The organism is Aeromonas sp. JL9 (assembly GCF_024436075.1).
Taxonomy (GTDB): domain Bacteria; phylum Pseudomonadota; class Gammaproteobacteria; order Enterobacterales; family Aeromonadaceae; genus Aeromonas; species Aeromonas veronii.
This window is the reverse complement of the sequence record NZ_JANFNV010000031.1, coordinates 1-20,786: the sequence shown is the minus strand read 5'-3', so window position 1 is coordinate 20,786 and position 20,786 is coordinate 1. Positions and strand designations below refer to the sequence as shown.

The 20,786-nt window shown below is 43.5% G+C and carries 17 protein-coding genes; all 17 read left to right on the top strand.

All coding sequences use genetic code 11. The features are described from left to right. Nucleotides 1-31: 31 nt before the first annotated feature. A complete protein-coding gene (locus NOM06_RS17475) occupies nucleotides 32-1,057 on the top strand; it encodes a nitroreductase family protein (RefSeq protein WP_255912541.1) in 1,026 nt (341 codons plus the stop codon). Nucleotides 1,058-1,084: 27 nt separating this feature from the next. Beyond that, nucleotides 1,085-2,230, top strand: coding sequence for a polysaccharide pyruvyl transferase family protein (locus tag NOM06_RS17470; protein WP_255912540.1), 1,146 nt, complete (start codon nucleotides 1,085-1,087; stop codon nucleotides 2,228-2,230). Between the two features lie 5 nt (nucleotides 2,231-2,235). After that, complete coding sequence (locus NOM06_RS17465) at nucleotides 2,236-3,081, top strand: glycosyltransferase family 2 protein (protein ID WP_255912539.1); 846 nt, start codon at nucleotides 2,236-2,238, stop codon at nucleotides 3,079-3,081. Then, nucleotides 3,074-4,237: an O-antigen polymerase gene (locus tag NOM06_RS17460; protein WP_255912537.1), complete on the top strand. Its 1,164-nt coding sequence runs from the start codon at nucleotides 3,074-3,076 to the stop codon at nucleotides 4,235-4,237. Before NOM06_RS17465 ends, NOM06_RS17460 begins: the two co-directional genes overlap by 8 nt. Further along, a complete protein-coding gene (locus NOM06_RS17455; RefSeq protein ID WP_255912535.1) occupies nucleotides 4,234-5,175 on the top strand; it encodes a glycosyltransferase family 2 protein in 942 nt (313 codons plus the stop codon). Before NOM06_RS17460 ends, NOM06_RS17455 begins: the two co-directional genes overlap by 4 nt. A gap of 119 nt (nucleotides 5,176-5,294) precedes the next feature. Then, nucleotides 5,295-6,188 (top strand): glycosyltransferase, encoded by an 894-nt coding sequence (locus tag NOM06_RS17450; RefSeq protein WP_255912533.1) that lies wholly within the window; start codon nucleotides 5,295-5,297, stop codon nucleotides 6,186-6,188. A gap of 16 nt (nucleotides 6,189-6,204) precedes the next feature. Next, the gene (locus NOM06_RS17445; RefSeq protein ID WP_255912531.1) at nucleotides 6,205-7,176 is read left to right on the top strand and encodes an NAD-dependent epimerase/dehydratase family protein; all 972 of its coding nucleotides are present in this window, start codon (nucleotides 6,205-6,207) and stop codon (nucleotides 7,174-7,176) included. Then, nucleotides 7,170-7,727 carry a sugar transferase gene (locus NOM06_RS17440; RefSeq protein ID WP_255912529.1) on the top strand — a complete coding sequence of 186 codons (558 nt, stop codon included), beginning with the start codon at nucleotides 7,170-7,172 and terminating at the stop codon, nucleotides 7,725-7,727. The genes NOM06_RS17445 and NOM06_RS17440 overlap by 7 nt, the downstream gene beginning before the upstream one ends. 59 nt (nucleotides 7,728-7,786) lie before the next feature. Beyond that, nucleotides 7,787-9,748 carry a nucleoside-diphosphate sugar epimerase/dehydratase gene (locus tag NOM06_RS17435; protein ID WP_305120812.1) on the top strand — a complete coding sequence of 654 codons (1,962 nt, stop codon included), beginning with the start codon at nucleotides 7,787-7,789 and terminating at the stop codon, nucleotides 9,746-9,748. 185 nt (nucleotides 9,749-9,933) lie between these two features. Next, nucleotides 9,934-12,615 (top strand): SLBB domain-containing protein, encoded by a 2,682-nt coding sequence (locus NOM06_RS17430; protein ID WP_255912527.1) that lies wholly within the window; start codon nucleotides 9,934-9,936, stop codon nucleotides 12,613-12,615. A 73-nt stretch (nucleotides 12,616-12,688) separates the two neighbouring features. After that, the gene (locus NOM06_RS17425; protein ID WP_255912525.1) at nucleotides 12,689-13,651 is read left to right on the top strand and encodes a Wzz/FepE/Etk N-terminal domain-containing protein; all 963 of its coding nucleotides are present in this window, start codon (nucleotides 12,689-12,691) and stop codon (nucleotides 13,649-13,651) included. A 99-nt stretch (nucleotides 13,652-13,750) separates the two neighbouring features. Next, nucleotides 13,751-13,984: an exopolysaccharide production protein YjbE gene (gene yjbE / locus NOM06_RS17420; protein ID WP_236563270.1), complete on the top strand. Its 234-nt coding sequence runs from the start codon at nucleotides 13,751-13,753 to the stop codon at nucleotides 13,982-13,984. 90 nt (nucleotides 13,985-14,074) lie between these two features. Then, nucleotides 14,075-14,746: a YjbF family lipoprotein gene (locus NOM06_RS17415; protein ID WP_255912523.1), complete on the top strand. Its 672-nt coding sequence runs from the start codon at nucleotides 14,075-14,077 to the stop codon at nucleotides 14,744-14,746. Next, a complete protein-coding gene (locus tag NOM06_RS17410; RefSeq protein ID WP_255912521.1) occupies nucleotides 14,743-15,489 on the top strand; it encodes a capsule biosynthesis GfcC family protein in 747 nt (248 codons plus the stop codon). The genes NOM06_RS17415 and NOM06_RS17410 overlap by 4 nt, the downstream gene beginning before the upstream one ends. Next, on the top strand, nucleotides 15,486-17,564 hold the full coding sequence (locus NOM06_RS17405) for a YjbH domain-containing protein (RefSeq protein ID WP_255912520.1): 2,079 nt from the start codon (nucleotides 15,486-15,488) through the stop codon (nucleotides 17,562-17,564). Before NOM06_RS17410 ends, NOM06_RS17405 begins: the two co-directional genes overlap by 4 nt. Before the next feature lie 123 nt (nucleotides 17,565-17,687). Next, entirely contained in the window at nucleotides 17,688-19,427 is a 1,740-nt protein-coding gene (locus NOM06_RS17400; RefSeq protein ID WP_255912574.1) for a PglL family O-oligosaccharyltransferase, read from the top strand. 606 nt (nucleotides 19,428-20,033) lie between these two features. Next, a complete protein-coding gene (locus tag NOM06_RS17395; RefSeq protein ID WP_005344269.1) occupies nucleotides 20,034-20,444 on the top strand; it encodes an H-NS family nucleoid-associated regulatory protein in 411 nt (136 codons plus the stop codon). Nucleotides 20,445-20,786 lie beyond the last annotated feature (342 nt).

Here is a 20,786-nt window from a genome sequence, read left to right as displayed (position 1 = left end):
ATGTTTTTAAAAAATGCTTATGGGGTGTAGTTTGAAAAGTAAAGTCAAGGCTATTGTAAAAAAAATACTGGGTGCCAGTGGCCTGAAAAAAATTAATTATGCACGAAATTATCGATTGTTAGTTGCTAATTCAATTATGGATTTTAGGCTTTATTTAAAACACTCTACCGTTTTTAATCAAGATGGATTGCATAAAATCGAATGCCAATTAATTCTTGATTATCATTCGGTAGAAAAAGGCTTGCTGTTTAAAAAAACCAAGCCAAGATTTGCTCAGCAACGCATTTTAAATTTGCACCCAATGCTTGCTTTAGCGCTGATTAAAAATAATATCAACCGCTCGCAAATTCGAGTCGCCTATCAGGTAATGTGTGAGTATTATGAATTGCATCAAAAGTTAGGTGTCGATATTAGCGATTATTACACACATGCTCAGTATGAAGATTATAAATTAATTTTAGGTAATGCATACACAAGCAAATTTAAAGGGGCAATTGATCACCAAAAAGAGTGCTTTTATGCGCATGTCAATGCCGATTTTGCAACCTTTTCTAACTCACGAAAAAGTGTGCGTGAATATACCGGGGAGTTGGTATCAAGCTCACTTATTGAACAAGCCGTTACTTTGGCACTGAACACCCCTTCAGTTTGTAACCGCCAAGCATGCAAAGTGTATTTGCTAGAAGATAAAGCTCGCATTGACAAGCTGTTAACTATTCAGGGAGGGTTAACAGGCTACACTCAAAATATCAATCAGGTTTTGCTTTTAACTGTTGATCGTAATTATTTCTATACCGTTGGTGAACGCAATCAGTTTTATATTGATGGTGGTATGTTCTTGATGAACATGTTGTATGCCTTACATTTTTATAAAATTGCTAATTGCCCTGCCAACTGGGGCAAGCTTATTCAAGAAGAAAAAAAACTTGCTGGTATTGTCGATTTGCCTGAGTCTGAAAAAATAATCTGTATTGTACCAATCGGCGTTGCTAAAGATGAATTTAGAGTGACGCTTTCGCAGCGCCGTGAATTAGATGAAGTGCTGATCAAGTTGTGATTGAGTTTTACAGGGGGGGGTATTCAAATGGGTAAAAAAATTGGTTTATTAAACTTTCACTACTCTGATCACAACTATGGTGCTGTATTGCAAGCCGCAGCATTGGCCGATGTCGTGACGCAACTTGGTTACAATGCAGAGCATATTGATTTCATACCGGCAAAAATTGAGCAGAAAAAGACACTACGTCAGGGATTGGTCGCTGTATTGGCGGCGTTAGGGATTAAGTCGATTCTCAAACGTCTATTGGGTAAAAAGGTCTACATAAAGGCCCAAGTCACCGGAAGTGAAGTATTTGAACAATTTCGCACAACCTGGATTGCTCGTAGCACCCAAACGTACACAGCCGCAACCGAGTTAAATGCGATTGACACAACTTACTCAGCGGTAGTGGTGGGTAGTGATCAAGTTTGGCGGCCTGGCATGTTTGTTAACAAACAACAGGATGTAGCAGCATACTTTTTATCTTTTTTGCCAGACTCAGTTAAGCGTGTCTCTTATGCCGCAAGTTTTGGTGTGGATAAGTGGGAAGAAACTCAAGATCGTGTATTAACTGAGCGAGTGCATGACGCAATCAAAGAATTTAACGCTGTTTCAGTACGTGAAAAAACTGGAGTAGCTATTTGCCGTGATCATTTTGGCGTAATAGCCCAACACGTGCTTGACCCAACTTTATTAAACGGCGTTACTTTTTTCCAGCGTGTGATAACGCAGGCGCAGGTAGCACCACAGAATGAACATGTGGTTTACTATAAGCTGGATGTTGATACCGCATTCATTAGCGCCATTAAACATATCGGGGATATTTTGCAAGCACCAATAGAAGATATCTACTACCAAAATAGTGAGGCGGGTTATCGTTATATTCCTGTCGCCGACTGGTTAGCTAAAATTCGTGACAGTAAGTTTGTGGTCACAGATTCGTTTCACTGTGTATGCTTGGCTATTTTATTCAATAAAGAGTTTATCTGCTTTGCAAATAAAGGGCGTGGTCTAGCTCGTTTGCAAAGTCTACTGGCAAGTTTGGGGATTGAAGGTCGTCTGTGTGATGAGCAACAATCACTATCATCATTCTTTTCTGAGTGTAAACCCATCGATTATAACAACGTTAATGCCAAACTAGCCGACCTGCGTACTGGTTCACTGACGTTTTTGCAAGATGCACTTGAGTAATACTAATGAAAACTAATGTTGATAGGGAATTTATACTCTCGGTAATTATTCCAACCTGTAATCGTAATAATACTTTGCCTAGAGCAATATATTCGGTATTGAGTCAAAATGTGACTGGGCTAGAAGTTATCGTGGTTAATGATACTGACAATCCAATCAGTGATGAAATTCTTAATGTTGCCATAACAAATCAGGTTACTTTTACTTGTAATCCAGGTAATCACGGAGCGGCAAGCGCTCGTAACTATGGTGTGAGCCTTGCGAAAGGAAAATACATAACTTTTCTTGATGATGATGATATGTATTTGCCAGGCAGACTTAACAATATGTTGAAGGTTGCTCAAAGTGGTAACTATGTTATAGTTTCTTCAGGGAGGATCATTGAATATGATGATTTCAAAACAATAAGTATACCGAGAAATCAACTGTTTGGCGAAATTAGTTTTAGGGACGTATTGTTTGGTAACGATATAGATATTGGGTTTATGATCTCAAGAGATACTTTTTGTTCTTTGGGGGGGTTTGATACCAAATTAAATTCATTAGAGGATTGGGATTTTATTTTACGAGCACTCAGCGATAGGAAAGGGTATAAGCTTCAAAAATTTGATTATATTGTCAATAGGACAACGGGTTTTACTAGAGTTTCTGAACGTGAGTCAGAAGGTTATGTTGAGCTATCGAAAAAATGGAGAGATAAAACAGGTTTAAGCTGGTTAGCCTTTATGATGTCGACCTCTTTGAGGCTTTCGAAGAAACTAACATTTATTAATGCTTTAAAACTATCATTAAAGTTTGCTAGTATAATACCTTTAAAGCAATATTTAAGTGTGAAAATAAAAAATGATTAACTATCTGGTGTTAAATCCATTCTTTATTATTTCTTTTTCCTTTAGTTTGTCTTACTTACTTTATCTGTTGCCATTTTCAGATAAATATTACGAGCTTGATTGGACCGGTTTATACCCTGGCTTATATTTTATTGTTTTGAACTTTATATTTGGTTATTTATGGTCTAAAGTTAAAATAAGTACTTTAGCTAAGATTGATATGTCAAGTATTTCTGTTTTTTCAAAAAAAACTAATAATCTAGGCTATATAGTTTCATTCTTAATTTTGATAGAGTTGTTATTATATGGAGTCCCTATTTTAGGGCAGATTGATTATACTGAATTTGGGGCGCCTATCATTCATGTTGCATTGGTTTCCTCCATGCTTGTTTTATCAATTGCTTCAAGTTTTCTTTATTCTCATAATAAAAAGTTAAAGTGGTGGGTTTTTATATCCTTAGTTATTTCTTTTTTTATTCTAAATAGATTTTTAATTTTATTTGTATGTGTTTCAACGGTGTTTGTTTATTTGAGTTTGTCTAAAGTTAGAACAAAAAATATAATTCTAGTATTTTTATCTCTTATCTTTTTTGTTTATATTTTTGGCTTGTTGGGTACATGGAGAATGTCCAACATTATGGATATACCTTATTCGCAAGCACAAGACTATATCTTGAATGCTGGTCATGCTTCAGAACAGTTTAAAAATACAGGTTTGCCTGTTAGTGTTTTCTGGTTTTGGATATATATAACATCACCAATATCTAACTTCATATTGAATATATATGAAAATCAAACAGGGGACATTGCAAATATATTTAATGTTATATCTTTTGAACTTTTACCCCAGACGATTTCAAAACACCTAGGCGATTATCCGATAAACGTCTTATTATTATCTGAAAATTTAAATGTATCCTCCGCAATAACTCCAGTTTATGTCTCTATGGGTTATCTTGGTATAACCATTTATACATTGTACTACGCGAGCATTTATTTTGTTGTTGCAATTTCATTGCGTGGAGTTTTCAGAAACATTACGGTGATATTGTTATCTACACTTTCTTTGTTCATGATCTTTTTTAATATTATTATTATGCCAATTTTTATTTTTTCATTAGCAGTTGTTATTTTAATTTCGTTAAAATACTCTGATTTATTGCGTGGTACTAGATGAATATCGCTATATTACTTGCTACATACAACGGTTCAAAATTTATTGAGGCACAAATAGAATCGATTATCGCAAATGATAATTACAATCTTATAAGTAAGATTGTTATTACGGACGATGGCTCTACTGATAACACAGTTGAGTTAGTTAAAAAGTACAAAAATGTACTTTTTATAGAGAATACGTCAACAGAACATGGACCATCAGCAAACTTTTTTAATGGACTTAAGTATTGCAAAGGTATGGACTACGTTTTTTTTTGTGACCAAGACGATATTTGGTTTAACAAAAAAATATCTATTTTTGTTGAGAACATCCCAAAGTTGAACAAGGATTTTCCTGGAGTAATTTATTCTAATTTGGAATTAATCGATTCAGCGGGAAGGTATATGGGGAAGACGTTTTTTGAGAACGAGTCAATTCCTTATAATTGGAGTTGCAAGATTAATCATCTATATCTGCAAAATTGCGCACCAGGCTGCTCGATGTTAATTAATAGTAATGCTGTTAATAGGATCGTTGATACGTACTCAAATCAGATCGTGATGCACGATTGGTGGGTTTTATTGTTTGCCTCATTATATAAAAATGTAGTTGTTATTCCTGAGTGTACAGCAGGATATAGGCAACATGATGGCAATGCTGTAGGGGCGACTAAAAAGCTGTCACTATTGTCAATTCCAAGCATATTTACAAGAAGTAGAAATAATCTGAAGAAAGTGGTTCTTCAATTAAATCTATTTGAAAGGTCTTTATCGATTGATGAAATTAATATGCTTACAAAAAAAGAAATGAAAATTATGAGGTATATAGTTTCGCTCAATAAGCTCAATAAGACAGCCACCTTTATGTCTAGGATGAAATTGATTTTTTGTTTTGCTAGATATAAATCATCTATTGTTAGAGATGTCGTTACTCGCCTTTTTTTTATTAATATCTGATATCCATGATTGTTGAGGGAGGTAGAAGCCTTAAGAATCCATAAGTGTTATCATACTTACAGAAAGTTGGGTGTTAAGTTATATATTTAAAATGTAAAAATCAGAGCAGTCAATACGTGATGAATAATAAAGTACTAATTTTGCTTGCTGCATATAATGGCTTTAGTTCGATAGAAGAACAACTAGACACCATTATTAAGCAAGCTAATGTAACCGTCGATGTAGTGATTAGCATAGATTTAAGTGATGATGATACCTTTGCTATTTGTAGTGCTTATGCAAGGGAAAATAATAATGTTAGGTTGCTGCCTTATGGCGAACGTTTTGGTGGCGCTGGAAAAAACTTTTATCGCCTCCTCAAAGATGCAGATCTAATTGACTATGATTATATCGCCTTTAGTGACCAGGATGATATTTGGCCAGAGAGTAAACTAACCAAGGCTATCGCAACACTTCAACTATATGATTGTTATTCTGCGAATGTTACTGCTTTTTGGGAAGATGGTCGTGAAGTATTGATTAATAAATCGCAACCGCAGAGAGAATGGGATTTTTTATTTGAAGCAGCCGGCCCAGGTTGCACTTATGTTTTCAAACGTGAAGTGGCTATTAAATTTAAAACTTGGCTGCTAGAGCGCTATGAACAAGTTAGCAAAAATATTGAGTTGCATGATTGGTTGCTTTATGCCTTTGCTCGTAGCCAAGGCTATAGCTGGTTTATCGACCCCGAGCCAATGATGTCTTATCGACAACATGCCAATAATCAGGTCGGAACAAATAACAGCTTTGGAGCAGCTAAAAAACGGCTGCATATGATAAAAAGTAAGTGGTACCGTAATCAATGCACCAATATTGCTGTGCATCTGGCGTTGAATCATTTGCCTGTTGTTAAGTATGGTTTAAATAAAGGGTATATTGGTAACTTATATTTGTTTTTTCATATAAATCAACTAAGACGTAGGCTGCGCGATCGAGTTGCACTGTCTATTGCCTTATTGTTTAATCTGTTTTGAATTGCAGAGATCACTAATGATTCTACTAACAGGTGCCACCGGGTTTGTGGGTAATGCAGTGTTAAAGCAGCTAATGCAAAAACCAGAAGTGGCAATCCGTACTTATGGTCGCCGCGCACCGGTTGGGGTGAATGCTGGCCGTGCTGCCGATGCCCGTCCTCAAATGATGAGCCATGTCACGGGTGAGATTAGTGTTGCGGCTGATTATGCCACGGCCTTGGTTGATATTGATGTGGTCGTTCATTGTGCTGCGCAGGCACACATCAATAAAAATGCGACCGACCGCCAAGCAGAGTTTAACCATGTGAATTGTGATGGCACGTTGAAACTGGCGCGTCAAGCAATAGCGGCTGGTGTTAAGCGGTTTGTGTTTATTAGCTCAATCGGTGTTAACGGTGGCCATAATCAACAAGGTCCATTCAAGTATGATGATGTTGCCGTACCTTGGGATGAATATACCCAGTCAAAATATGCAGCTGAGTTGGGGTTACGTCAGTTAGCTAAAGAGACGAGTCTTGAAGTCGTCATCATTCGTCCACCATTGGTTTATGGTGCCAATGCTCCAGGAAATTTTGGTAAGTTGACTCAAGCTGTAAGGCATGGTCGATGGTTACCACTTGGGGCAATTCATAATCAGCGAAGTTTTGTTGCACTAGAGAATTTAGTTGATCTAATCATTAACTGTATTGATCACCCTAACGCTGGCAATCAGATATTTTTGGTCAGCGATGATGAGGATATCTCTACCACACAACTGCTTGCGATGATGACGCGGGCTGCGGCTAAATCGCCTCGTTTATTGCCGGTGCCAATGGGTTTGTTACGACTGGCTGGTAAGCTAATGGGCAAGCAGGCCGTGATTGAGCGATTGTGTGGTAATCTACTGGTCGATATCAGCCACACTAAGGCAACATTGGGCTGGCAGCCACCGATATCTGTGGAGGAAGGGATTAAACGCTGTTTTATTGAGGATAAAGAAGAATGTTAATTCGAATACTTGATTTTTGTGCAGCATTTTTTGGGTTGTTATTTCTTTGGCCTATTTTGCTGGTTGTTACTCTGATAGGCCTGTTTGATACTGGTTCGCCCATTTTTGTGCAAGAGCGGGTTGGGCGTTATAAGAAGCCATTCAAATTAATTAAGTTTCGTACCATGTCGATGGATACCCAGTCGGTGGCGAGCCACTTAGCTAGCACGAGTTCCATTACCAAGCTTGGGGCATTTTTACGCAAAACGAAAATTGATGAACTACCACAGCTTATCAATGTGCTCAAAGGCGAGATGAGCTTGGTTGGGCCGCGTCCTAATCTCTTCAATCAAGAGGAGCTGATCAAAGAGCGTGATGCATTGGGTGTGTATGAGGTACTACCTGGTATTACCGGTTTGGCACAGGTTCAAAACATCGATATGTCAACTCCGGGATTGCTTGCCAAAACAGATCGGCAGATGATAGATACCCTGACATTAGCACGCTACTTCCGTTACATCATTATGACGGCAACCGGTAGCGGTGCTGGTGATGCTGTTGGGTCTAAGTAGTGTTACCATGAATTATTCTGTTTGATCTTTTTCACCGTTGTTAACTAAATGGTGCCATTATGTTGGATTACTTCTTGGCTATTCCCCGAGTTTATAAGCAGGCTGTTAGTATTTTTGTAGATTTATTGTTACTCTGCTTGGCGTTTTGGGGAGGTTATTGGGTAAGGCTGGATGCCAATATTCCATTGCAAAGCTTATCACATTGGCAAATACTTACATGCTTGCTGCCAATTACCATCCTCGTATTTATGCGGTTAGGGCTTTATCGCGCGGTATTACGATATGTTGGTTTCAAGGTATTGTGGACGGTATCACTCGGCGTTCTTCTGTCTACCATGTCTCTAGTCATGCTGGCATTCTTTATGGAAGTTCCACTTCCTAGAACGGTATCGGTTATCTATTTTGCGTTTTCAGTGTTGCTGATCGGTGGTGTGCGGCTGTTTTTTCGGGCGCTGGTTCAGCGCACTGGTCAGCAACGGGTCGCGGTGCTGATTTATGGTGCTGGATCTTCCGGGCGACAGTTGCAACTTGCGTTGAATCAAGGGCAGGAGTTTTTGCCGGTGGCGTTTGTCGACGATGATCCTGCTTTGGTTAAAACCGTGATCCAAGGGGTGAACGTTTACAGCATCGATGCTATTGAGGGGTTGATTGAGCGCTTTGATATTAAAAAAATCTTGCTGGCTATGCCTAGTGCCTCGCGTAGTGTCAGGCAAGCGGTGATCAATCGACTAGAACAGTGCCCATGTGAGGTGCTCTCCATCCCTGGTATGGCAGATCTGGTTGAGGGGAAGGCCCATATCGATGAGCTTAAAGAGGTCAGTATTGAGGACCTGTTGGGGCGTGATTCGGTTGTCCCGATCCCAGAGTTGCTCAATGCCAATATCTCTGGAAAGCGGGTGATGGTGACGGGGGCGGGCGGTTCTATCGGCTCTGAATTGTGTCGCCAGATCATCCGTTGTAAACCCGCGCAATTAGTGTTGTTTGAGCTGTCTGAATATGGCTTGTATGCCATTGATAAAGAATTGCAAGAAATCAGCCGGCAAGAAGGATTGCAAGTTGAGATAGTGCCACTGCTGGGGTCGGTACAGCGACAACATCGTTTGCAAGCAGTGATGAGCACTTTCCAGGTCCAGACGGTTTACCATGCTGCGGCTTACAAGCATGTCCCTCTGGTTGAATACAACGTAGTTGAAGGGGTGCGTAATAACGTCTTTGGTACCCTTTACTGCGCCCAGGCAGCCATCAGAGCAAAGGTGGAAACTTTTGTATTGATTTCGACTGATAAGGCGGTACGCCCTACTAACACCATGGGGACCACCAAGCGATTGGCCGAACTGGTGTTGCAATCGTTGGCTGCTGAACAGCGGAAAACCCGTTTTTGCATGGTGCGTTTTGGTAATGTTCTGGGTTCGTCTGGTTCTGTTGTGCCACTCTTTCGTAAACAGATCCGGGATGGTGGTCCTTTGACATTGACCCACCCAGACATCATTCGTTATTTCATGACCATTCCTGAGGCATCACAATTGGTGATCCAAGCAGGGGCAATGGGGCAAGGTGGGGATGTATTTGTGTTGGACATGGGCGAGCCAGTCAAAATCATTGATTTGGCCCACCGGATGATCCGTTTGAGTGGCCTGAAGCTCAAGAGCGACAAATACCCCACTGGTGATATCGAGGTTAAGATCACCGGCTTGCGCCCCGGTGAGAAGCTGTTTGAGGAGCTACTAATTGGTGAGCAGGTTGAGGGTACTGCCCATCCCCGGATCATGAAAGCATCTGAGTTAATGCTGCCATGGCCACAACTGCGGGAGTTTTTGGCCGAGCTTGATAGCGCTTGTTTCCGCTTTGATCATGAACAGATTCGCCACTTGTTGTTGAGTATGCCGACCGGTTTTAACCCCACAGATGGTATCTGCGATCTGGTGTGGCAGGCCAAAAAAACTTTGACGCATGAACCCTGTCTGAGTGTGGTCGAGGACATTGATTTTCTTAATTCAGAGAGCCCTCAACCCATTCATTAAGCAGCAGGCTTGACGGTATTCAGTATGATTTGCTCGATTTTTAGGTGACAAAAGATGTAGTTGGACTTGTAGGTGCCTAGCTCACCACATCAAATATTATTGTGCGTTCACTATGTTATGATGAAGGACATTTTGAATGTCAGTTGCATTACTTTCTTTAGTTACATTTGGTGGATTTGATAAAAATGATAGAAAAGGGATTGATGCTCTCACTGGCGTTGGTCGGCGGCTCAGTGTTGGCCGCACCGCAAGTGACGCCTGAGATGATGGCAAAATTTAAACAGTTGTCCCCTGCCCAGCAGCAGGCGCTGGCAGCACAATATGGTATTGACCCATCTCAGTTGGGGGCCTCATCGGCAAAAGCTAATGTTACCCCTGTCAATACAGCACCTGTTGCTGCGCCGCGTGAAGTCGATTATAGCCAGGCATCCCAGCGTCCTCTCTTGGCGGGTGTAGCACAAGAGGGGGAGTTACAACCCTTTGGCTATAACGTGTTTGCCGGTGAACCTTTAACTGATGCTCCAGTTGTTGATATGCCTGTTGCTGATGACTATGTGATGGGGCCGGGTGACGAGATCCGGGTGCAACTCTATGGCAAAGAGAATGCAAATTATACGCTGGCGATTGGCCGTGAAGGTTTTATCGATTTCCCTTCCCTTGGCCCTATTGCTGCCAGCGGTCAAACCTTTCAGCAACTGCGCACTGAACTGGAAAACCGGATTAAAGAGCAGAAGATTGGTGTTGAAGCGTTTATCAGTTTTGGCGCTTTGCGCACCATGCAGGTCTTTGTGATGGGGGATGCCTATCGCCCCGGTGCTTACAACGTCAATGGTATGGCTACCGTAACCCAGGCTTTGCAGGCCGCGGGTGGTATCGATACCGTTGGGTCACTGCGAAAGATCCAGGTCAAGCGTGCAGGTCAGAAAGTTATCGATGTTGATCTCTATAAGATGTTGGTATGGGGTGATACCAGCCAAGATATCCGCCTGCGCTCTGGTGATACGGTGTTTATCCCAGCCAAAGGGAGTGAGGTGAGTATCGATGGTCTGGTTAAACGCCCTGCTATTTACGAGCTGAGTGGTCCTGCCGCCTTGTCCAATGTTCTGGGACTTGCGGGTGGGATGAAAGCCGCTGCGCTGAAAGAGATTTCGGTGACTCGCTATGGTGAAACCGGAATGCGGGTATTTAATCTGAACTTGTCAAATCATCATGATCGTCAGTTTGTCGTACGTGATGGCGACAAAATAACAGTCAAGCCCAGCACTACTGAGTACAGTCAGGCTGTAATGGTGAAAGGTGCTGTGGTTCGTGATGGTGCGTTTAGCTATCAGCCAGGTATGCGCATTAGCCGCATTTTGCAAAGTGCTTCACGAGACTTGACATCAGCTGCAGATCTGAATTATGCCCTCGTGGTTCGTGAAGTGGATGCATTACGCAATATCGAAGTATTGCAATTTAATTTGGGGCGTGCACTTCAACTCCCTGGGAGTGAAGATGATCTGCGGTTACAGCCTCGTGATCAGGTTCTGATATTTAGTAATTCTGCGCTTGATGGTATAAATAACTCTACTTTTCATGGTGCTAATTCCGGGCGTGACAACCATCGTCAACTGGCATCTACATCTGATAACTCGGTCGTTACCCCGTCTGCTGATCAGCAACAATTGGCGATGCAATTGCAGCAAGAGCAGCGATCTGTTGTCGACTCGAGTACCGGTGCCATGGTTCGTCAAGGAGAATTGACATCAGAAAAAATGACCCTTGCAAAACTGGGGACTGATAGCAGCACAGTTGTGCAAGCCGCTGCCAGTCGCCAAGCGTTACTTGCTCCTGTAATTGAAAAACTGAAAGCTCAGGCTGCTCAAGGAAAACCGGTGCAGATTGCTGAAGTACGGGGTGAAGTGAAGTTTCCGGGAGTGTATCCAATCAGTCGGGTTACCACCACACATGATCTATTGGTCGCAGCAGGTGGGCTGAATGAGCAGGCTAGTATCATCGAGCTCTCACGTATTAATGAAGTGGGAGATAATATATCAATTGAAAATTCGCGCTTGGATCTACCAACAGCCAATCGAGTTTTGGGAGCGCCTCAGGTACAGTCCAAAGACAGTCTGAATGTTTTGCCTCATCCGCAATGGCGTGAAGAGGCAACAGTACAAGTATTTGGTGAGGTGAAGTATCCGGGTACTTACACGGTCCGTCGGGGTGAAAGTCTGCAGGATTTGATCCAGAGAGTGGGCGGTATTACCGCCTATGCTAACCCGAATGGTGCTGTTTTTGCGCGTGAAGCGCTGCGTAAACAGGAAGCAGAACGCATCGCGTTGCTGCGTGATGAACTCAAGCAAGAGATTGCGACCATGACACTGCGTCGTCAATCCAGTATTGCAAACTATACCAGCTCACCTGCCGAAGCGATGACAGTAGTTAATCAGCTGGAAAACAGCAAGGCGGTTGGTCGTATGACTATCGATATGCCAGCGATCTTGTCTGGCGACAAGCAAGCTGATGTGATGCTGCAAGATGGCGACAAACTCTATGTGCCCGCATTGCAAAATGTGGTATCTATTCAGGGTATGGTGCAGTTCCCCTCTTCCCATGTTTACGATGGTAACTTGAGTGTTAATGATTACTTGAGCCGTGCTGGAGGGACCAAGAAACAGGCTGATACCGACCGTATCTACGTTATCAAGGCCAATGGTAGTGTGATGCTGCCAGGTGATAGCTGGTTTGGTGGTCGCAAGAGCTTAGAGCCGGGTGATACGATCGTGGTGCCTGTTGATTCTGACTATCTGGATAACCTGAGCATCATGACTTCTGCAACCCAGATCCTCTATCAACTGGGTGTCGCATGGAATGCAATCAAGTAATGGCAAAGTTTATTTGATAACCCATTCAGTCAGGTGGTGAAGGCCACCTGACTCTTCTGAGATCTGGTTTGTTATGACACAAGTAAAAGAACACCCTCCCTTGCCAGTAGCAATGAATGGGGCGGGGGAAGATGAAATAGATTTGCGTGAACTGCTCGTGGCGCTTTGGCGTGGTAAGTGGTGGATAGTTGTCAGTACCTTGGTTGGTGCGGTAATAGCCGTCATTTTTGCAATATCACTGCCAAATATCTATCGTTCAGAGGCCTTGCTTGCGCCATCTGCTGAGCAGCAGGGGGGGGGACTTGCCGCCATTGCTGCCCAGTTTGGTGGTCTTGCTAGCTTGGCTGGCGTAAATCTCAGTGGTGGCGGTGGTCCGGACAAGACGGCCATAGCGGTCGAAATTGGAAAATCCCGCCAATTCCTAAGTCGCTTTATCCGCCAACATCAGTTGGAAGTGCCGTTGATGGCTGTTACCAAAGCAGATAAGGCGACCGGCGAATTGGTGATTGATGAAAATGCCTACGATGTCACGAGCAACAAGTGGGTGCGTGAGGTTCCTCCAGGAAAGTCTGTTGAACCAACGGATTGGGAGCTGGTTAAGAAATTTCACGATATTGCCAGCATTAGTAAGGATGCCAAATCAGGGTTAGTTACGGTGGCAGTGGAGTACTACTCCCCCGAATCTGCTAAGCAATGGGTTGACTGGTTGGTAGCTGATCTCAATGAGGCTATGAAGTTGCGGGATCAAACTGATGCGACACGCAACATCAGCTATCTCAAGGCGCAACTTGAAAAAACACCGGTCGCAGATATGCAAAAAGTGTTCTATCAGCTGATCGAGGATCAGACCAAGACCTTGATGTTGACGGAAGTAAATCAAGAGTATGTGTTTAAAACCCTTGATCCTGCTGTGGTAGCTGAAGAGAAAGCGAAACCTAAGCGAGCGTTGATAGCCGTATTGGGGACTTTGCTTGGTGGCATGTTAGGCGTTATGATCGTGCTGGTACGGCATGCAATGGGACGTACACTATCGTAATTGATTAAGGGCTCATCTGAGCGACTTACTCTGGCTTATTGGTTTGTTTCACGATATCCTGTTAGTACTTTAAATAATGTTTACACAAGGAAACTAGTAATGAAAAAATCAGCGTTGACTCTGGCTGCTCTGTTGGTTCTTTCTTCAAATGCTTTTGCTGCTGAAGAAACCACAGGGACTGCAGCGGGTTCCACAGCGGGCACTGCGGCTGTTGGTACCACCTCTTTGGTTGCTGTCGGTGTTGGTGCTGCCGTACTGGCAGCGGTTGTTATTTCAGAGGCAAACGACGACTCGACCAGTACCAGCACTAACACAACTACTGCTACCAAGTAAGTTGTTTGGTATTGTAATAAGGCTGCCATATTGGCAGCCTTATTTTTGTCACTTTGCAATCATTTTCCAATTCCACTGAGTGACCCGTCTATGTTTTATCTTCGTTTGTTTGTACCTTTGGGATTGTTACTCTTGAGTGGTTGTTCTGCCACCAGTTCTGATACCTATGCAACGCTCCGTTATGCCCTTTTGGGGGTGGATGATGTGCAGGTAACTGCTGAAAAGGTGCGAGAATTACCTTATGCCAGTGCTTATCTGCGAGTTGGTGATAACCCGCAGGCATTGGTAGTACTTGCGTTTGCAGATCCTGATGGTTCATTGAGCTGGGTGAGTTCTGATAATAAGCTTTTTGTTACCAAATCAGGTCGACTATACAAGACGGTGGGTTTGGAAAATGATCTCTATTTAGTGGCATCGACTTGGCCTGATCCATTACAAAAAATGGTAAATGTACCCGATATATCTTTGAACCTAGATTCCATGTCTTGGCAGTATACTGCTGAATGGGAAAAGGATTATGTGAGTGGATATAACATGCGGGCTAAGTTTATATCTGCTGTTCCAGAAATGTTGTTAATCCTTGATAAATCACATGATGTTATGTTGATTGACGAGTTGGTCAGTCTCGGACATGACCAGAACTCCTGGCATAATTACTATTGGTTTGAACCTAGTACAGGCAGAGTATTAAAAAGCCAGCAGCAATTGGGGCCGGACTTGCCGGTGATTGAAATGACAATATTAAAGCCGTACGCATTATGAAAAGATACCTGACGATCGGTCTCATACCATTTTTTGCTTTGGCTCAAGCTGATGTAAACGTGATTTTTGAACGTCATGCTACAGCGAAGATTGAGTTGCATGATGGAGCCAGACTTGCAGACCTGTTATTTAATGTTCAATTGCCAGATGATATATATTGGCGTACTGCACAAATAGCGAATGAAAAAACCATAGCGGAATTTCAGGCGACTAAAGAACAATTGCTCAAAGATCTTAAATCTCTTCAGGTATTTTGGATGCAAGAGGGTGACAAAGGTGCATTGATCCAGTCAACTCAGCAGTTACTACAAGAGCTGGACAAAGTTCCTGTCAGTGGTCGTTTGTCAATCGCATTAGACCCTGCTAAATCCAGAGTTGACCCGCATGGTAATCCACTGTTGAAAGGGCAGTACACACTTTTTCTTGCTTCAAGGCCCGATTTTATCTACTTCGTCGGACTGATTAACGGTCGCAGTAAGCAGCTGCTTCAGCCTGGTGCCAGTTTGGCAACCTATTGGCAGGATTACCGCTTGTTGGCTGGCGCTGCGCAGCATGAAGCATTCCTGATCCAGCCTGACGGTTTTATCAGCCGCGTTCCTGTCGCTAATTGGAACAAACTGCATCGTGAACCTATGGCGGGAGCTACGCTGTTTGTCGGTTTTGATTCCCAAATCCTTCCAGAGCAATATAAGGATATCAATATTCGTATTGCCAATCTGATTGCTAATCGAGTGCCAGAATGATGCTGCCTAAATTGAAATATATTGCAATCTTTGTTTCAGGGGCGGTTTGTGCTGCAGAGTCTGTTATTGATCCTTATGGTCCCTCACAAGGTGACTTCGGTGGGGTGGGGCTGCTTCAAATGCCTACTGCACGAATGGCCAAAACAGGTGAATTCAGTGCCAACTATGTTGATAATGACCAGTATCGTCGATGGTCCATTTCTGCACAGCCATTTGATTGGTTTGAGGCGACACTAAGATACACTGATGTAAGAACAAGAAAATATAGTCCGAACGAAGATTTTAGTGGTGATCAAACCTATAAAGACAAAGCGATGGATTTCAAGTTCCGTCTCTGGAAAGAATCTAACTATCTGCCACAGGTTTCCGTGGGCTTTAGAGATTTAATGGGGACCGGTCTCTTTGATAGTGAGTTTATGACGGCTAGCAAACGCTATGGTCCATTTGATTTTACGATCGGTATCGGCTGGGGAAATATGGCCGAAAGTGGTAATATTAAAAACCCGTTTTGTGAGTATAAGGATAGCTGGTGTCAAAGAAATAATAGCTTCACCGGTAGTGGTGGTAAGTTTGAGTTTGATAGTTTGTTTCATGGGCCAGCAGCACTCTTCGGTGGTATTGAATATCAAACACCATGGCAGCCACTTAGGTTGAAGCTGGAATATGATGGCAATGATTATAGCAAAGAGTTCGCTGGCCATATATCTCAAGACTCACCTTGGAATATAGGGGCTGTGTACCGAGTCTTCGAGAATATGGATAGCCATCTAAGCTGGCAGAGAGGAAACACCTTGATGTGGGGGGTGACTTTTCGGACTAACTTTAATGATATGAAACCCGCTCATATTGATCAGCCGAGATCCATTTATCAGCCTGACCAAGTTCCTGCCACCTTGACTGATGTTAAGTGGAAGGCACTAACCGCCGATTTGAAAGAGAATGCTGGTTGGCAGGATACAGAGTTTTACACAACCACCAATTCTGTGACTGTCATCGGTAAGCAGAGCAAGTATCGTAATAAGAGTGAGGCGATAAAGAGAACCTCTTTGTTAGCCGCAAGTTATCTGCCTAGTACAGTTGATGAGCTGAATGTTGTTGAACGTAAGGCGAACTTCCAGTTGCAAGAGACCCGCATCGATCTCCCATCTGTTCGTCGTGCCAATGTGGTACAGGTGTTGGGAGAAGAACAGCATGAAAAATCGACGGTTCAGGCTGCAGGAAAAATTCAGGGAGAATCCATCTATGCATCTGAGCGCAAAGCTTTTTCATACTCTTTTGACCCAGATCTAACGCAATCATTTGGTGGTGCTGAATCTTTCTATATGTATCAGTTAGGCATTAACGCAAATGCCGATTGGCGTATAAATGCAAACAACAGTTTGCAAGGTACGCTGTTTGTCAATCTTGTGAATAACTACGATGAGTTCAATTATAAAGCCCCTCCTCCAGATGGCGCAGCCTTACCACGAGTTCGGACGTGGATTCGTGAGTATGTCGATTCTTCTAATGTATTACTCAACAACTTGCAGTTAACCCATATGCAACCACTTGCTCAAGATTGGTACGGGCAAGCTTATGGTGGTTATTTGGAGATGATGTATGCCGGCGTTGGGAGTGAGGTGCTCTATCGCCCATACGGTAAGACTTGGGCCATTGGTGTTGATGCAAACTGGGTGAAACAGCGAGACTGGAACAACACCCTGAAAATGGCTGATTATGATGTAATGACCGGACATGTTACTGCGTATTGGCAGTTACCATTCATGAATAATGTTACTGCCAAAGTTTCCGTGGGTCAGTATTTAGCTGGTGACAAAGGCGCTACATTCGACTTTTCCAAGCGGTTTGATTCGGGGGTTATCTTGGGGGGGTATGCAACATTTACAGATGTTTCTGCGGACGAGTATGGTGAAGGTAGCTTTACCAAAGGAATTTATGTGACGATACCGTTTGATTTGATGCTACTCAAGCCAACAACCGCGAAAGGAAGCATTGGATGGGTTCCTTTGACTCGGGATGGAGGCCAAATGTTGAGTCGCAAGAATGGTCTTTACGGCTTGACTGAGCTGCAGTAATCGAAAGTTGCCATAGGACTGATCTTTCTTCATCAAACAGGGCGAGCAGTTGTACACTGCTCGCCCTTTTATTACCAGCCTAAGATATATGGCAATGTGAGGGAATTATGCTAGGAATGCATGATGATTAAATACTTAGGTGTTTTGTTTGGCGTACTTTTTATCGCTTATTGGTTGTTGGGCATGCACTTTTTTATGCACAACCCCGGAGGCGCCGGGCTGTATTTGCCCTTTAACGCGTGGGGATGGGTGTTTGCCTCGCTGGCTATTGGATTGGGATTGTGGCAGGTGACGTTACGTCAACGTCTTGTCTTTTCTCCATTACAAGCGGGTTTATGGATAGGAGCTCTCTTGCTACTGCTCCCGATGCTCTATCCTGATTTTGCATTCAAGGATTATGCCATTCCCCGATTGCTGGGACTTTTTGCTGGTCTGCTGTTTTTGTTTGGACTCTATCAATGGCGCTTTGATAAGGTGCAGCGTGATCGCTTGCTCTATCTCATTCTGATCGCGATCGCGATGGAGGCATTGCTGGGTCTGGTGCAATTCTATCTGTTGACGCCGGGGAACTGGATTGGCTATGACACCAAAGCCAATCGCCCATACGGGATCTTTCAACAGCCAAACGTGATGGCGACGTTTATGGCAACTGGCCTTGCCCTTGCTATCTGGCTGGAATTACGCCGAGAGGGGAGGCGATTGCTGATGGCGTTGCACTCTGCCGTCATTCTATCTGCAGTACTGCTGCTCGTTGTTTTGCAATCCCGAGTGGGACAGTTAGGCGGTCTGCTAACACTGTTTTTACTGATGCCTCAGCTTTATCGACAGCGGCTGCTATGGCGGATATTGGGTCTGGTTATTTTGGCTGTAGCGATTGGCCTGTTATCACAATATTGGCAGGCTGGAGCAAAACGCGGATTAGAGATCTATCAGTCCGGTGGTATGCGCTCTATTTACTGGCCTTATGCGGTAAAACTGATTGCACAGGCTCCCTGGAGTGGATGGGGATACGGCAGTTTTGAATCTGTTTTTCTCCATCACTACATGGCTGATAAAGCACTGAATCCGTCTATGGTGCAGATTGAGTACAATCTTGACCACCCCCACAACGAGTTTCTCTATTGGGCTGTTGAGGGCGGTATTGCACCCATGGTCGGCATGGTGATCATGGGCGGTGCATTATTATGGCGTCTGGGCAGTGCACATTGGGTAAATGCTATGGGGCTGCTTGCCCTGGTTATACCGATATTGCTACATACCCAGACGGAATACCCTCTCTACCATGCGATCGTGTTGTGGTGGTTGTTGCTGACGCTGATTTATATCATCGATACCGAAATTGAAGAGATCAACCTGGCGAGTCAGGAGTTCTCATCATGGTGGGATATGGAATGCCGCCCATGGCTGTTACTGCGATTTATGGCGATCGCTATCCCGCTGCTGGTTGTTCCCTTTATGCTCACAGCAATTCACACCGCATGGGTAGTCACCAAGTACGAAAGAGGTGGGTATAAAGAGCCGACTTTGCTACTTGATATCATCAATCCCATTGCTTGGTTGACCCGAGTGGAATTTGATGTGAACTCAGTTCGTCTGATGGTGGGTTTGCAGACAAATAACAAGACCGAACTGGAAGCTTATCTGGAGTGGGGGCAGGCATTCGTACGCCATACACCGCGTGCCAACATATACGCTAATATGGTGATCGCGCTTAATGCATTGGGTCGTACAGAGGAGGCCAATGCGATGCGAGCTGAAGCACTTAAGCTCTATCCAACCGAGCCCCTTTTAACTGGATCTGCTTCACAGGCTGTGATTACCGGTGTTGACCAATCAGGCAAGAATATAACCAAAAATAAATAGTGCTATTTGGATACATAGAAAGCCAGCCGTTAAAAACACCTGGCTTTTATTTTTTACCTTCTGGACTACCAGTATCTGAACAGTCTGTTTTCGGACGCATGCGTCTGTCAAACGGGCTATGAACGACATATTTGAAATGTCATGTGATGATTACAACTAATTGATTGATATATGATTTTGTTGAGGGTGTTGAATGGGTTGATAGTCAATTGGGATATCACCCTCATCATCGGGTAAAGGGACAGGGTCTAGATGTGTTCATTGCTAAACAGATAGGCGTAGTTTTGTCACATGATGTTGAACGTATGGTAGAAATGTGCGCTCAGGCTTATAAAGCAGGTTACCGAGTTAGTTTTGTTGGATGTTGAACTGGAAATTAATGAGTCTTGAAATACCTATGTTTCTTGAACACAAGATGGTAATCACCTCTCTACCCAGAAGATCTGCATTCCAGCCAGTTTGTTATTGATAGTGGCAAGCATTCGATCTTGATGGTGAAATTTAAGAAAAAAAGAACGTTAATATAGAAAAACTGTATGTTCTCGCGAATTGTCCATGCTATTCTGAAACAGTTATCCCTGTAACCGACTTTTTTGTGAGGAAATAATGAACGAGTTTCTGAAAGTTCTGCTGAACATTCGCAGTCTGCGTGCGGCTATTCGTGAGCTGCCGTTTGAGCAACTGCTGGAAGCTAAAGAGAAGTTTGACCTGGTTTACCAAGAGCGCGCCGATTCTGTTGAACAGGAGCGTGCTGAACAGGAAGAGCGTCAGCGCAAGCTGAATGAATTCACCGAAATGCTGCAGCAGGCGGGTATTGATCCTCGCGAGCTGCTGGCGACTGCCGCAGCTCCGGCTGCTGCGACTGGTGCTGCCAAGAGCAAGCGTGCTCCGCGTCCGGCTAAATACAAGTACGAAGAAGATGGCCAGGAAAAAACCTGGACCGGTCAAGGCCGTATGCCGAAAGCCATTGCTGCTCAAGTAGCACTGGGTAAAGACCTGAACGATTTCCTGATCTAATTCGTCAGGTTCAGAGATTGAATAATGCCGCCTTTGAGCGGCATTATTTTTGCCGTTTTACTCGTGGTTATCCAATCTGCCCCTTCGCCCCATTGTTATCTACATCCTCGCTTGTATCCTTTTTACCGTCGTTTCACTTCACTGTTACTTTGCTCAATATCAATCGTTGTTTGCGATTAATTTTGTCGTGCAGGATTAACTGCGTGATATCGCTATTTGTATGCGTCGTGCAGATATGCGCTTCGGATATGTCTCTCACGATTCACGGTGCGTATTCCGGCGAAGTTGAACAGCCATTCCGGCCAACGTGAACACCCTGATCCTTAACGCGCTCACGTCATC